Raw genomic sequence first — 13,662 nt, 5'->3', positions numbered from 1 at the left:
GCCACCCTTTTCGACCATTGTTCGAATCTGCGTGTTCGAATGTAAAGAGACCCCCTCCGTGCTGCGTTTCCGCAGTTCGGAGGGGGTTCCCTCAAGGGTGGCGGCGCCAGGATTCGAACCTGGGTAGGCATAGCCGACAGATTTACAGTCTGCTCCCTTTGGCCGCTCGGGCACACCGCCGGGGTTGCCGCCCCGAAGGCCGCTCGTGGCGGGGTCTCCGTGGCAACGAGGTAAACGATACCCGATGCCGGGGGGTGCTCCGCCACCTGGTTGATCACGGTCCGGGACGGGATCGGTGACTACGCTTGCGGGTACGCGGTCCCAGGCCGGGCCGGGCCCGTACCCCCTGACGCACCCGACGCAAGGAGCCAACTGAAGATGGCCGACTCCAGTTTCGACATCGTCTCGAAGGTCGAGCGGCAAGAGATCGACAACGCCCTCAACCAGGCGGCCCGTGAGATCTCGCAGCGCTACGACTTCAAGAACGTGGGTGCCTCGATCCAGTGGTCGGGCGAGAAGATCGAGATGCGGGCCAACTCCGAGGAGCGGGTCAAGGCGGTGCTGGACGTCTTCGAGAGCAAGCTCGTCAAGCGCGGCATCTCGCTGAAGGCGCTGGACGCGGGTGAGCCGCAGGCGTCCGGCAAGGAGTACCGGATCTCCGCGAGCATCCAGGAAGGGATCTCCCAGGAGAACGCCAAGAAGATCGCCAAGATCATCCGCGACGAGGGCCCCAAGGGCGTCAAGGCGCAGGTGCAGGGCGAAGAGCTGCGGGTCACCTCCAAGAGCCGGGACGACCTCCAGGCCGTCATCGCCCTGATCAAGGGCAAGGACCTCGACTTCGCGGTGCAGTTCGTCAACTACCGCTGACGCGGCGTGCCCGTCGCGGGCGCCGACCGGACCGGGGCCGGCGCCCCGGTCCGGTCACCACTGTCACCGTCCCGTACCGAACCGGCGGCAGCGGCGGCCGGGCCGGGACCGGCGGCGCCCGCGACCGGTAGCTTGTCTCCCCGGGAGGGAGACATTGTGAAATTCATCCTGAATGTCTTGTGGCTGGTCTTCTGCGGTCTGTGGATGGCCCTGGGGTACGTGGTCGCGGCGGTCATCTGTTTCGTCTTCGTGGTCACCATCCCGTTCGGCATCGCGTCGCTGCGCATCGCCGGCTTCGTGCTGTGGCCGTTCGGATGGACGACGGTGGAGCGGCGGGACGCCGGGGTGGGCTCGGCCGTCGGCAACGTCATCTGGTTCGTCTTCGCCGGCTGGTGGCTCGCCCTGGGGCACCTGATCACCAGCATCCCGCTCTTCGTCTCGATCATCGGGATCCCGTTCGGCTGGGCCAACCTCAAGCTGATCCCGATCTCGCTGACGCCGCTCGGCCGCGAGGTCGTCCCCTCCGGCCAGGGGTTCGCCGGCCGCTGACCGGGCGCCGGGGACGTGGGCTCAGCGGCGGTAGCCGGCCAGCTCCTCCAGCCGCGCGATGCGGTCGGCCATCGGCGGGTGGGTGGAGAACAGCTTGGAGGCGTCGCCGGCCCGGAACGGGTTGGCGATCATCAGGTGGCTGGTGGTCTCCAGCCGCGGCTCCGGCGGCAACGGGAGCTGCTGGGTGCCCGTCTCCAGCTTGCGCAGCGCCGAGGCGAGCGCCAGCGGATCGCCGGTCAGCCGGGCGCCGGAGGCGTCGGCCTCGTACTCCCGCGAACGGGAGACCGCCAGCTGGATCAGCGAGGCCGCCAGCGGGCCGATGATCAGCATCAGCAGCGTGCCGACGAGGCCCGGCCCCTCCTCGTCCTCGTCCCGGCCGAACGGGATCAGCCAGGCGAAGTTCACCAGGAACATCACCACCGAGGCGAGCGCGCCGGCTACCGAGGAGATCAGGATGTCGCGGTTGTAGACGTGGCTCAGCTCGTGGCCGATCACCCCGCGCAGCTCGCGTTCGTCGAGCAGCCGCAGGATGCCCTCGGTGCAGCAGACCGCGGCGTTGCGCGGGTTGCGGCCGGTGGCGAAGGCGTTGGGGGCCTCGGTCGGCGATATGTACAGCCTCGGCATGGGCTGCCGCGCGGCCGTCGACAGCTCGCGGACCATCCGGTAGAGCCCGGGGGCCTCGAACTCGCTGACCGGGCGGGCCCGCATGGCCCGCAGCGCCAGCTTGTCGCTGTTCCAGTACGCGTAGGCGTTGGTGCCCAGCGCCACCAGGACGGCGACGACCAGGCCGGTCCGGCCGAAGAAGCTGCCGATGACGATGATGAGCGCGGACAGTCCCCCGAGGAGTACGGCGGTCTTCAGCCCGTTGTGCCGGCGGTGCACGGTACGCCCTCCAAGACGTGCGGCGGGGAACTTCCAGCAGCTTCCACCCCCGGCGCGTTTGCGCACCTGTGAGTGGAACCTCCCGTACCCGACAACGCCACGCGGCGCCGCCGGGTTCCCCGGAGCCCCGCGTACCCACCCTGACCTGCGGTGATCTCAGAACAGCGAGGAGGCGGCGAACCTCAACACCAGTTGCGGCGCCCCCGACAGCCCGACGCCCGCCACCGCGGCCACCGCGATCGCCGCGGCCAGGGACACCGGCACCGCCCCGGCCGGCTTCTCCGCGGGCCCGGCCTCCTCCGGACGGGCGAAGAGAGCCGCCGTCCACCGCAGGTAGTAGTACAGGGCCACGACGACGTTGACGGCCATCACCACGGCCAGCCAGCCCAGGCCGGCGTCGACCGCGGAGGCGAAGACGACCACCTTGGCGAAGAGCCCGATCACCCCGGGCGGCAGTCCGGCCAGGCACAGCAGGAAGAACGCCAGCGCCAGCGCGGCGAGCGGACGGCGCGCGTACAGCCCCCGGTAATCGGAGATCCGGCCCAGCGCGCGGGAGCGCGTCACCAGCGCGGCCACCGCGAACGCGCCCAGGTTCACCACCGCGTACATCAGCGCGTACGCCACCGTGGCGCCGATCTGGCGGCGCGGATCGGCCACGTACCCGGCGGCGGCCAGCGGCACCAGCAGATACCCCGCCTGCCCCACCGACGACCAGGCCAGCAGGCGCACCGCACTGCGCGGGTGCGACGCCCGCTGCCGCAGCGCGGCCACGTTGCCCACCGTCATCGTCAGCGCGGCCAGCACCGCCAGCGCCGGCCCCCACACGTGCGCGTACGGCCTGAACGCGATCACCGTGACCAGCACCAGCCCGGAGAACCCGGCGGCCTTGCCCACCACGGACAGGTACGCGGCCACCGGCAGCGGGGCGCCGGCGTAGGTGTCGGGCACCCAGAAGTGGAAGGGGGCGACCGCGAGCTTGAAGGCGAAGCCGACCAGGGTGAGCGCCACGCCCGCCTTGGCCAGCGTGCCGAGCTGGCCGGGGACGTGGCCGAGGCCGGCCGCGACCGCGTTCAGATGCATGCTGCCGGTGGCCGCGTAGACGAAGCTGACGCCCAGCAGCATCACGGCGGTCGCGGTCACCGAGGACAGGAAGAACTTCAGCGCCGCCTCGCCCGCCAGCCGGTCCCCGCGCTCCAGACCCACCAGCGCGAACGAGGGCAGCGAGACCACCTCCAGCGCCACCACCAAGGTGGCCAGGTCCCGCGAGGCGGGCAGCAGCGCGGCGCCGGCCGCCGAGGACAGCAGCAGGAACCAGAACTCCCCGGCCGGCATCCGGTCCGCCAGGTGCGCCGACATCAGCGCGGTGACCAGCGCGGCGCCCAGCACCAGCAACTGGACGACCAGCGTGAAGTGGTCGGCGACGTAGGAGCAGCCGTGCGCGGTGGTGCCGGTGAGGCAGAACGTGGCGCGGTCGCCGGCGGTCAGCGGCAGCAGCGACAGCCCGGCGAGCGCCAGGCCGCCGACGGCGATGCGGCCCAGCCACACCTTGCGCGCCTCGCCGAGGAACAGATCGGCGACGAGCACCACCAGGGCGACCACCGCGGTGATCAGCGGCGGGGCGACGGCGGCCCAGTCGACGGTCTGCACCAGCCCTTGGGCGAGGACCTGGGCGCTGCCGTGGGCGAGGTCGGTCATGAACGGGCTCCCAGCAGGGTACGGACGGCCGGGTCGGTCAGGCCCAGCAGCACGGCGGGCCACAGGCCGGCCACCACGGTCAGCGCCACCAGCGGCGTCCACGCGGCGAACTCGTACCCCCGCACGTCGGGCAGGGTGTCACCGGCGGCGGGGCGCTCCCCCATGCACACCCGGCGCACCACGACCAGCAGGTAACCGGCGGTGAGCAGGGTGCCGAAGGCGGCGAGCGCCATGAAGGTCAGATAGGCCGGGCGGTTCAGCCCCGCGGCCGGGTGGAAGGCGCCGAACATCGCCAGCATCTCGCCCCAGAACCCGCCGAGCCCCGGCAGCCCCAGCGAGGCCACCGCGCCGAAGGCGAGCAGCCCGCCGAGCCGGGGCGCCGCCCCGTACAGCGCGGCGCCGTTCGCCCCGGCCAACTGGTCCAGATCGGTGCTGCCGTACCGCTCCTTGACGGCGCCGACCAGGAAGAACAGCAGGCCGGTGATGAGGCCGTGGGCGATGTTGGCGAAGAGCGCCCCGTTGACCCCGGTCGGGGTCAGGGTGGCGATGCCGAGCAGCACGAACCCCATGTGGCCGACGGAGGAGTAGGCGATCAGCCGCTTGAGGTCGCCGCGCGCGCCCCGGCGGGCCAGCGCCAGGCAGGCCAGCGACCCGTAGATGACGCCCACCACCGCGAAGGCCGCCAGGTAGGGCGCGAAGGTGTGGGCGCCCTGCGGGGTGATCGGCAGCACGATGCGGACGAATCCGTAGGTGCCCATCTTCAGCAGGACGCCGGCCAGCAGCACCGAGCCGGTCGTGGGGGCCGCGGTGTGGGCGTCCGGGAGCCAGCTGTGCAGCGGCCACATCGGGGCCTTGACCGCGAGCCCCAGGCCGATCGCCAGCGCCGCGACCACCTGGGTGCCGTGACCGAGGGCGGAGTTGTCGGTGGCGAGTGCCACCATGTCGAAGGTGCCCGCCTTGAACCCGATCAGCAGGAGGCCCAGCAGCATCACGACCGAGCCCAGCAGCGTGTACAGGATGAAGCGGAACGCGGCCCGCTGCCTGCCCTGGCCGCCCCAGCGGGCGATCAGGAAGTACATCGGGATCAGCACCGTCTCGAAGGCCAGGAAGAACAGCATCAGGTCGAGCACGGCGAAGGTGCCCAGCGTGCCCGCCTCCAGCAGCAGCAGGAGCGCCACGAACGCCTTGGGCGCCGGGCCCTCGGGCCGCTTGAAGTAGGCGTGCAGCGCGCACAGGAAGGTGAGCAGCGCGGTGAGCACCACCAGCGGGAGCGAGACCCCGTCCACCCCGAGGTGGATCCGGATGTGCAGCGCCGGGATCCAGCTGACGTCGGTGGTGGCCTGCATACGCGCCGGGTGGCCGTGGTCGAACCCGACGGCCAGGGCGATCGTGAGCGCCAGCACCACGCCGGTGACACTGACGCCGTGGCGCAGCACGGCCTGGTCCGGGTCGCGCCCCTTGAGCCCGGGCGGGGGTGGGAGGAGGGCGCCCGCCGCGCCGAGCAGCGGGAGCACGAGCGCGGCCAGGAGCAGGTAACTGAGGACGGTGTCGTTCACGGCTCACGCTCCGACGGCGACGAGGACGGCGAGGACGACGGCGCCGGCGAGCAGTGCGCTGAGGTAGGTCTGCACGTTGCCGGTCTGCGCCCGGCGTACGGCCGCGCCCAGCAGCTTGGGCAGTCCGCTGGCGCCGCTCACGTACGTCTCGACGACCTCGCGGTCGAGGAAGCGCACCAGGCCGGCGGCGCCGAGGACCGGCCGCACGAAGAGGGCGGAGTAGGCCCGGTCGAGGTGGAAGCCGTGCGCGGCGGCGCGGTGCAGCGGGCCGAGCAGCAGCCGTCCGGGGTCGGCCGGGTCGGGCGCCTCGGCGATGTCGCCGTAGACGCGTTCGTGCGCGGCGATGGCGGTGGCCTCGGTGGCCGCGGGCTCTTCCGCCTCGGGCCGGGGGGGTACGGCCACGGCGCCCATCGGCACCCGGCGGGCGGCGGCGGCCCGCCACGCCGCGTAGGTGACGACCACGCCGATCAGCGCGAGCCCCACGCCGAGCACGGAGGTGGCCAGGGTCGGGGTGAGTTCGGTGCCGTCGAACCAGTCGGGGAGGACGCGTACGGTCACCCCGAGGCCGAGGGCGGGGATGGCGAGCACCCACAGGACGGCGTTCATCACGACGGGGACGCGGTGCCCGTCCGGCGCCGAGGGGCCCTCGCCGCGGTAGGCCAGCAGGAACGCCCGCGTGGCGTACGCGGCCGTCAGCAGCGCGGTGACCAGCCCGGCCACCAGCACCAGCCAGCCCACCGCGGACGGCACGTGGGCGGCGTGGCCGGACGAGGCGTGCTCGGCGGCGCGCAGCACGGCCTCCTTGGAGAAGAAGCCGGAGAACGGCGGCAGCGCGGCGAGCGCGGCCAGCCCGATGCCCATGGTCCACATCGCGTCCGGCACCCGGTCGCGCAGCGTGCGCATCCGGGACATCGCGGCCAGCGAGTTGGTGCCGGCCGCGTGGATCAGCGCGCCGGCGCCGAGGAAGAGCAGGGCCTTGAAGGCGCCGTGGGTGAGCAGGTGGAAGACGGCCGCGTCCCGGTCGCCGACGGCGAGCGCGCCGGTCATGTAGCCAAGCTGGCCGATGGTGGAGTAGGCGAGCACCCGCTTGATGTCGTCCTGCGCCAGCGCGGCCAGCGCGGAGCCGATCATGGTGACCGCGGCCATCACCGCCAGCACGGCCAGCGCGGCCTGCGACAGCAGAAAGAACGGCAGCAGCCGGGCGACGAAGTAGACCCCGGCCGCGACCATGGTGGCGGCGTGGATCAGCGCCGAGACCGGGGTCGGGCCGGCCATCGCGTCCGGCAGCCAGGTGTGCAGCGGGAACTGCGCCGACTTGCCGGCCACCCCGCCGAGCAGCAGCAACGCGATCAGCGTCGGGTGGTGGATCTGCCCGGCCGCGGCGGCCGTCAGCACGCCGTTGATCCGGAACGTCCCGGCGGAGGCGGCCAGCGCGAAGATCCCGATGAGGAACGGCAGGTCGCCCAGCTTGGTGACGAGGAACGCCTTGAGCGAGGCGGAACGGGCCTGCGGGGTCTCCCAGTAGTGGCCGACCAGGAAGTACGAGCAGATGCCCATCACCTCCCAGCCCACCAGGAGCACCATCAGGTCGCCGGAGTAGACCACCAGCAGCATGGCCGCGGTGAACAGCGAGACCAGCGCCGCGTAGGAGGGGTAGCGCGGGTCGTCGCGCAGGTAGCCGGTGGAGTAGATCTGCACCGCGGAGGCGACCAGGCCGACCAGGACGGCGATGAGCACGGCGAAGCCGTCGAGGTGGAGGGCGAGGTCGATCGGCACCGAGCCGGTCGGGGTGAGCCGGGTGCCCGCGTCGGTGGCCGGTCCGGTGCCCTGGCGTACGGCGACGGTGACCGCCAGCGCGAAGGCGGCCAGCGTCGGCAGGACGGCGAGCGGCCGGACGAAGCCGGGCGCGCGGCGGCCCAGCAGCAGGCCCGCCACGGCGCCGAGGAACGGCAGGACGGGGACGAGGACGGCGAGGGTCGTCAGGGTCACGCGGACTGCCCCCTGGCGTGAAGTGCCTGGTCGGCGGCGGTGTCGGCCGGATTGTCAGTGGTGGCTGGGATGCTGGCGGCAGCGGAGTCGGCATCGGGTTCGTCGCCGGTGTCGGCCAGGCCGGTCAGCTTGTCCACGTCCGAGGTGCCGCGGTTGCGGTGGACGAGCAGCACGATCGCCAGGCCGATGCCGATCTCCGCGGCGGCGATGGTGATGGTGAACAGGGTGAGCGCCTGGCCGGCGTGGAGCGTGTCGCGCAGCCAGACGTCGAAGGCCACGAGGTTGAGGTTGACCGCGTTGAGCATCAGCTCGACGGACATCAGGACCAGGATCGCGTTGCGCCGGGCGAGTACGCCGTACAGGCCGGCGCAGAACAGGAGGGCGGCGAGTACGGCGGGGTAGACGAGGTGCATCGGCTCAGTTCTCCTCGGAACGGGCCGGGGCGCGCCGCGGGGCGAGGGCGATCCCCTTGCCCCGGGAGAGCACGATGGCGCCGACCAGCGCGGCGAGCAGCAGCACCGAGAGCGCCTCGAACGGCAGCACCCAGTGCCGGAAGAGCACGGCGCCGGTCACCTTGGTCGAGCCCTGCACCGCGGTGCCGACGTCGATCCAGGTGGCGCGGAAGGCGTCGGTCACGACCCACACCAAGGTGGCCGCGGCGGCCACGGCCACGGTGAGCGCGGCCCACCGGTTGCCGGAGTCGGCGTCCGGTGACCGGCCGATCGGCGCCCTGGTGAGCATCAGCCCGAACAGCAGGAGGACGACGACCGAACCGACGTAGATCAGCACCTGCACCCAGGCGATGAACTCCGCGGTGAGCAGCAGGTACTCCACCGCGAGTCCGCCGAGCGTCACCACCAGCCACAGCGCGGCGTGCACCAGCTGCCGGGTGGTCACGGTGACCAGCGCGGCGCCGAGGGTGGCGAGTCCGACGAGCACGAAGGTGATCTCGACCCCGTTCGGGGAGAGGAACCCGGGGTGGGCGGCGGCGAGGCTCACGCGTCCCCCTCCGTACGCCCCGGATCGGCCTGGCCGGCCGGTCCCGTCTCCTCGGCCTGCCCGGCCTGCCCGGCCTGCTCGGCCGCGGCCAGCTTCTCCGCGGTCTTGCGGGCGGCGGCGATCTCCTTGGGCTCCTCCGCGCCCGCATCGAGCGGGGGCGGCGCGGGGACGGTCCACATCCACTCGCGCAGCTTGTCCCGCTCGTGGGTCAGCTCGCGGATGTCGGTCTCGGCGTACTCGAACTCCGGTGACCAGAAGAGCGCGTCGAAAGGACACACCTCGATGCAGATACCGCAGTACATGCAGAGCGAGAAGTCGATCGCGAACCGGTCGAGGACGTTGCGGCTGCGCTCCCGGCCGCCAGGGGCGGCGGGCGGGACGGTCTCCTTGTGCGAGTCGATGTAGATGCACCAGTCCGGGCACTCGCGGGCGCACAGCATGCAGACCGTGCAGTTCTCCTCGAACAGCCCGATCACGCCGCGGGTGCGCGGCGGCAGTTCGGGCTGCGCGTCCGGGTACTGCGCGGTGACGGACCGGCGGGTCATCGTCCGCAGGGTGACGGCCAGGCCCTTGGCCAGGCCGTGGCCGGGCACGGGACTCATGAGATCACCACCTTGACGACGCCGGTGAGCGCGATCTGGGCCAGGGACAGCGGGATGAGCACCGTCCAGGCGAGCTTTTGCAACTGGTCCTCGCGCAACCGGGGATAGGTCACCCGCAGCCAGATGACCACGAAGGCCAGCAGCCCGGTCTTGACCAGCGTCCACAGCCAGCCCAGGCCGCCGGACCACGGGCCGTGCCAGCCGCCGAGGAAGAGCACGCTGGTCAGCGCGGAGAGCACCACGATGCCCGCGTACTCGGCGAGCAGGAAGAAGGCGAACCGCAGCCCGGTGTACTCGGTGTACGCGCCGAAGATGATCTCGGAGTCGGCGACCGGCATGTCGAACGGCGGGCGCTGCAGCTCGGCGAGGCCGGCCACGAAGAAGACCACGCCGCCCACCAGTTGCCAGGGGATCCACCACCAGTGGAAGGCGCCGAGGATCCCGGTGAGCGACACGGTGCCGGCGGCCATCGCCACCGAACCCGCGGCCAGCAGCATCGGCAGCTCGTACGCCATCAGCTGGGCGGCCGTGCGCAAACCGCCGAGCAGCGAGAACTTGTTGGCCGAGGCCCACCCCGCCATCAGCGAGCCGAGCACGCCGACGCCCATCACGGCGAGGACGAAGAAGAGCCCGGCGTCCGGCGCGGTGCCCACGAAGCCGTGCGGGCCGACCGGGATGGCGATCAGCACCAGCAGGTAGGGCAGCAGGGCGACGGCCGGGGCGAGTTGGAAGATCCGCCGGTCGGCGTCGGCCGGGACGACGTCCTCCTTCTGCGCGAACTTCACGCCGTCGGCGACGAGTTGGGCCCAGCCGTGGAAGCCGCCGGCGTACATCGGGCCGAGCCGGCCCTGCATGTGGGCCATGACCTTGTGCTCGGTCTGGCCGACGACCAGCGGCAGCACCAGGAAGGCGACGAGCACGGCGATCAGCCGCAGCACGATGTCGAGCGTCCCGCTCACGCGTCGTCCCCCTTCTCGCCGGCCGGGTCGGTGCGCTCCGGGTCGGTGCGCTCCGGCTGTTCCGGCGGCTCGGGGCGCTGCCAGGGGGCGTCGGGGGTGCGCTTGCGGGGGGCGGGGCGCTCGGCGTCACCGGGGGCGGCGGCGCGCTGGGTCGCCGAGCCCTCGCTCACCGAGCGGGCGCGGCGCGGCGCCGGGGTGGCCTCGCCGGCCGTGCGGGTGCGGCGCGCCGGGCGTTCGCCGCCGGCCGCGGCGGCCCGGGGGGCGCGGGCCGGGGCGGGCGGGAGCTGGCCCTTGAGCGGCCCCCACTCGTTGGGGTCGGGCACGCCGGGCGGCAGCATCTGGCGGCGCTTGGGGCCGCCGTGGTCGGACTCCCCCGGCTCCTTCGCCCCCGGCCACGCCTTGGCCACCCGCGCCGCGAGCACGAAGTCCTTGCGCAGCGGGTGCCCCTCGAACCCCTCGGGGAGCAGCAGCGGCACCAGGTGCGGGTGGCCGGTGAAGACGACGCCGAACATCTCGTGGGTCTCCCGCTCGTGCCAGCCGGCCCCGGCGTAGACGCCGGTGGCGGTGGGCAGTTCGGGGTTGTCGTGGGGGACGGTGGTACGCAGCAGCAGCGCGCGGACCGTTCCGCCGCCCGGCCCGGGCAGCGCGGCGACGTGGGCGCACACGGTGAAGCCGGTACCGGGTTCGTCGACCGCGCTGAGCCAGTCGAAGTAGGTGCAGCCCAGTTCGTCGCGGGCGGTGCGCAGCGCGTCGGTCCAGGCGGTGGCGGGCACGTCCACGGTGAGCAGGTCGTAGGCGTGGTGCGCGGTGGCGCCCTCGCCGAAGATCTCCGCGGCGCCCTCCGGCAGCCGGTCGAAGGAGGTCACCGGTGGTCCTCCCCGGCCGGGGCCGGCGGCGGCGTCACCAGGCCGCTGCGCAGCGCCCGTGCCGACGGCCGCGCCGCCCCGGTCCCGTACCGCTCGCCGAGCGATTCGCGGGCGATCTTCTCCTGGAGCTTGAGGATGCCCTGGAGCAGCGCCTCCGGACGCGGCGGGCAGCCGGGGACGTAGACGTCGACCGGGATGATCTGGTCGACGCCCTTGGTGACCGAGTACGAGTCCCAGTAGGGGCCGCCGCAGTTGGAGCAGGCGCCGAAGGAGATGACGTACTTCGGCTCCGGCATCTGCTCGTACAGGCGCTTGACGGCCGGGGCCATCTTGTCGGTGACCGTGCCGGAGACCACCATCAGGTCGGCCTGGCGCGGCCCCGGGGCGAACGGGATCACGCCGAGCCGGATGAAGTCGTGGCGGGCCATGGAGGCCGCGATGAACTCGATCGCGCAGCAGGCGAGGCCGAAGTTGAAGACCCACAGGCTGTAGCGGCGGCCCCAGTTGAGGATCACCTTCATCGGCTCGGGCGCCAGCCGGGCCAGCGTGCCCAGCCGCCGGGGCTCGGGCAGGGGTTGGGTCGTTGCCGTCACGTCCATTCCAGGACGCCCTTCTTCCACGCGTACAGCAGGCCGACGGCGAGGAAGCCGATGAAGACGAACATCTCCACCAGCGTCGTGCCGCCGAACCCGGGGGCGGCGAAGACCGTCGCCCAGGGGAACAGGTAGATCGCGTCGACCGCGAAGATCACGTACAGGAACGAGTAGACGTAGTAGCGGATCTGGGTGTGCGCCCAGCCCTCGCCGACCGGGTCGACGCCGCACTCGTAGGTGAGCATCTTCTCGCGGGTCGGCACCACCGGGCGCAGCAGGTGGCCGGCGGCGAAGGCCGCCGCCACGAAGAGCACGCCGACCACGGCCACCAGGCCGACCAGCGAGTAGGCCTGGAAGTAGCCGGCCGCCTGCTCCACGGCGGGGCCCACCGGCCCCGGGTGTCCGCCGGCCGGTGCCGCCCACGCCTCCCGGACGGCCGGCGCGGCCGACGCCGTCGGCACGCCCGGCACGGTCGCCTCCAGCACGTCCGCCCCTCGTTCCTCGTAGGTCCTGCGTAGTCTGCCGTGGTCTCTTTACGTCCGTCTTACGTCCCGTACCCGCTCCGGTGACGGCTTGTCCGTCCTGCGGGACGGTCGCCGTCCACCTGGTGGGACGCGGTGTCGTGGGACATTCCGGTGGACGATCTGTACGCAACGGAGTCTATGGCCTGCCCGGGAACGGCGACGCGGGCGCATGGCGCCGCACCGCCCGTGCGGTGGCCGGAGCGCGGCGGCGGGACGGGCGTCCCGGCCCGCGGAATGTAGGGAAAACCCCACCCCCGGTCCACCCACGGCCCCCATGGCGCCCCCCTCGGCGGGCCCGGCAGGCTTGGTCCCATGAGCAAGCGCCCGCCCCACGACGACCCGGCCGCCCCCGCGCTCCGTACGCCCCCCGGCGCGGCGACGGGCGCCCTGGAGGCCGCCCCGGGACGCGTCCGGTCCGCCGACCGCGCGCTGCCCCGCGCCCGTTCCTTCGACCGCGTCACCTGGCGCGAGATCGGCCACCTCCTGCTCGACCTGCCGCTGGGCGTCTTCGGCTTCGTCTACGTGGTCGTGGTGCTCGTGGCCGGCCTCGGGCTGTCGATGACGGTGGTCGGGCTGCCGCTGCTGGCCGCCGGGCTCAGCGGCTGCCGGGCGCTGGGGCGCTGGGAGCGGTCCCGGGTGCGCAGGCTGCTCGGCGTGGCGATCGATCCGCCGCGCCGGTGGCGCCGGGGCACCCTGGGCTTCTTCGAGTGGCTGTGGGCCTCGCTGAAGGACCCGGTGGCCTGGCGGCACGCGCTCTACTTCTTCCTCCGGCTGCCGTGGGGGGTGGTCACCTTCGTCCTGACGCTGGTGCTGCTGGTGATCGGCGGGACGGTGCTGCCGTACGTGGCGCGCGGGCTGGCCAACGTCGACCGGGCGATGGCGCGCGCCCTGCTCTCCCCCTCCGACGCGCTGGAGCGGCGCATCGCCGAGCTGGAGTCCGACCGCGGCACGGTGGTGGACACCGCGGCGGCCGATCTGCGGCGCATCGAACGCGACCTGCACGACGGCGCCCAGGCCCGGTTGGTCGCCCTCGCCATGGAGCTGGGGCTGGCCAAGGAGAAGCTGCTGGAGGACCCGGACGAGGCGGCCCGGATGGTGGACGCCGCCCACGGCGAGGTGAAGCAGGCCCTCCAGGAGCTGCGTGACCTGGCCCGCGGCATCCACCCGGCGATCCTCACCGACCGCGGTCTGGGCCCGGCGCTGTCCGCCGTGGCCGGCCGGTGCACGGTGCCGGTCGCCGTCTCCGTGGAGCTGCCCACCCGGCCGGTGCCGGCCATCGAGGGCATCGCCTACTTCACCGTCTCCGAGCTGCTCACCAACGTCAGCAAGCACAGCGGCGCCCGTACCGCCGGCGTGGAGGTGTGGCGTGCCGGGGGCCGGCTGATGCTCCAGGTGCGCGACGACGGCCGCGGCGGCGCCTCCACCGGCACCGGCTCGGGCCTGGCCGGCCTCGCCGAACGCCTCGACGCGGTCGACGGCGTCCTGGTGGTCGACTCCCCCGCGGGCGGCCCCACCACGGTCACCGCCGAACTCCCCTGGCGCGACCGGTGACCACCCGGCCCGGCCCCGCCGACCCGACGA

At 73.0% G+C, this 13,662-nt stretch carries 14 protein-coding genes and 1 tRNA gene; 3 read left to right on the top strand and 12 right to left on the bottom strand.

Annotated elements, in window-relative coordinates:
* Positions 1 to 98: 98 nt before the first annotated feature.
* Positions 99 to 180 (bottom strand) — tRNA-Tyr (locus tag SCATT_RS16615).
* Positions 181 to 378: 198 nt separating this feature from the next.
* Between SCATT_RS16615 and SCATT_RS16610 the strand changes: the two genes are divergently transcribed.
* Complete coding sequence (locus SCATT_RS16610) at positions 379 to 867, top strand: YajQ family cyclic di-GMP-binding protein (RefSeq protein WP_014144243.1); 489 nt, start codon at positions 379 to 381, stop codon at positions 865 to 867.
* Between the two features lie 156 nt (positions 868 to 1,023).
* Positions 1,024 to 1,416, top strand: a complete 393-nt coding sequence (locus SCATT_RS16605) for a YccF domain-containing protein (protein ID WP_014144241.1) — start codon at positions 1,024 to 1,026, stop codon at positions 1,414 to 1,416.
* Between the two features lie 21 nt (positions 1,417 to 1,437).
* Here SCATT_RS16605 and htpX read toward each other — a convergent pair whose 3' ends face one another.
* The 11 genes from htpX to SCATT_RS16550 form a co-directional block, all read right to left on the bottom strand.
* On the bottom strand, positions 1,438 to 2,298 hold the full coding sequence (gene htpX, locus SCATT_RS16600) for a zinc metalloprotease HtpX (RefSeq protein ID WP_014144240.1): 861 nt from the start codon (positions 2,296 to 2,298) through the stop codon (positions 1,438 to 1,440).
* A 156-nt stretch (positions 2,299 to 2,454) separates the two neighbouring features.
* The gene (locus SCATT_RS16595) at positions 2,455 to 3,993 is read right to left on the bottom strand and encodes an NADH-quinone oxidoreductase subunit N (protein ID WP_014144239.1); all 1,539 of its coding nucleotides are present in this window, start codon (positions 3,991 to 3,993) and stop codon (positions 2,455 to 2,457) included.
* Positions 3,990 to 5,549, bottom strand: coding sequence for a complex I subunit 4 family protein (locus SCATT_RS16590; RefSeq protein WP_014144238.1), 1,560 nt, complete (start codon positions 5,547 to 5,549; stop codon positions 3,990 to 3,992). Before SCATT_RS16590 ends, SCATT_RS16595 begins: the two co-directional genes overlap by 4 nt.
* Positions 5,550 to 5,552: 3 nt before the next feature.
* On the bottom strand, positions 5,553 to 7,538 hold the full coding sequence (locus SCATT_RS16585) for an NADH-quinone oxidoreductase subunit 5 family protein (RefSeq protein WP_014144237.1): 1,986 nt from the start codon (positions 7,536 to 7,538) through the stop codon (positions 5,553 to 5,555).
* Complete coding sequence (gene nuoK / locus SCATT_RS16580; RefSeq protein ID WP_014144236.1) at positions 7,535 to 7,951, bottom strand: NADH-quinone oxidoreductase subunit NuoK; 417 nt, start codon at positions 7,949 to 7,951, stop codon at positions 7,535 to 7,537. The genes SCATT_RS16585 and nuoK overlap by 4 nt, the downstream gene beginning before the upstream one ends.
* 4 nt (positions 7,952 to 7,955) lie before the next feature.
* Positions 7,956 to 8,537 (bottom strand): NADH-quinone oxidoreductase subunit J family protein, encoded by a 582-nt coding sequence (locus tag SCATT_RS16575; RefSeq protein ID WP_014144235.1) that lies wholly within the window; start codon positions 8,535 to 8,537, stop codon positions 7,956 to 7,958.
* Positions 8,534 to 9,139, bottom strand: a complete 606-nt coding sequence (locus tag SCATT_RS16570; RefSeq protein ID WP_014144234.1) for a NuoI/complex I 23 kDa subunit family protein — start codon at positions 9,137 to 9,139, stop codon at positions 8,534 to 8,536. Before SCATT_RS16570 ends, SCATT_RS16575 begins: the two co-directional genes overlap by 4 nt.
* A complete protein-coding gene (locus SCATT_RS16565; protein WP_014144233.1) occupies positions 9,136 to 10,098 on the bottom strand; it encodes a complex I subunit 1/NuoH family protein in 963 nt (320 codons plus the stop codon). The genes SCATT_RS16570 and SCATT_RS16565 overlap by 4 nt, the downstream gene beginning before the upstream one ends.
* Complete coding sequence (locus SCATT_RS16560; RefSeq protein WP_014144232.1) at positions 10,095 to 10,964, bottom strand: NADH-quinone oxidoreductase subunit C; 870 nt, start codon at positions 10,962 to 10,964, stop codon at positions 10,095 to 10,097. Before SCATT_RS16560 ends, SCATT_RS16565 begins: the two co-directional genes overlap by 4 nt.
* Positions 10,961 to 11,563, bottom strand: coding sequence for an NADH-quinone oxidoreductase subunit B (locus tag SCATT_RS16555; protein WP_173405642.1), 603 nt, complete (start codon positions 11,561 to 11,563; stop codon positions 10,961 to 10,963). Before SCATT_RS16555 ends, SCATT_RS16560 begins: the two co-directional genes overlap by 4 nt.
* Positions 11,554 to 11,946, bottom strand: a complete 393-nt coding sequence (locus tag SCATT_RS16550; RefSeq protein ID WP_173405726.1) for an NADH-quinone oxidoreductase subunit A — start codon at positions 11,944 to 11,946, stop codon at positions 11,554 to 11,556. Before SCATT_RS16550 ends, SCATT_RS16555 begins: the two co-directional genes overlap by 10 nt.
* Before the next feature lie 447 nt (positions 11,947 to 12,393).
* Here SCATT_RS16550 and SCATT_RS16545 point away from each other — a divergent pair, with 447 nt between their 5' ends.
* Positions 12,394 to 13,632: a sensor histidine kinase gene (locus SCATT_RS16545; protein WP_014144229.1), complete on the top strand. Its 1,239-nt coding sequence runs from the start codon at positions 12,394 to 12,396 to the stop codon at positions 13,630 to 13,632.
* The last annotated feature ends 30 nt before the right edge of the window (positions 13,633 to 13,662 follow it).

Source organism: Streptantibioticus cattleyicolor NRRL 8057 = DSM 46488, assembly GCF_000240165.1.
Classification (GTDB): domain Bacteria; phylum Actinomycetota; class Actinomycetes; order Streptomycetales; family Streptomycetaceae; genus Streptantibioticus; species Streptantibioticus cattleyicolor.
Note: the sequence above shows the minus strand (reverse complement) of the source record. Positions and strands in the feature narration are given on the sequence as shown.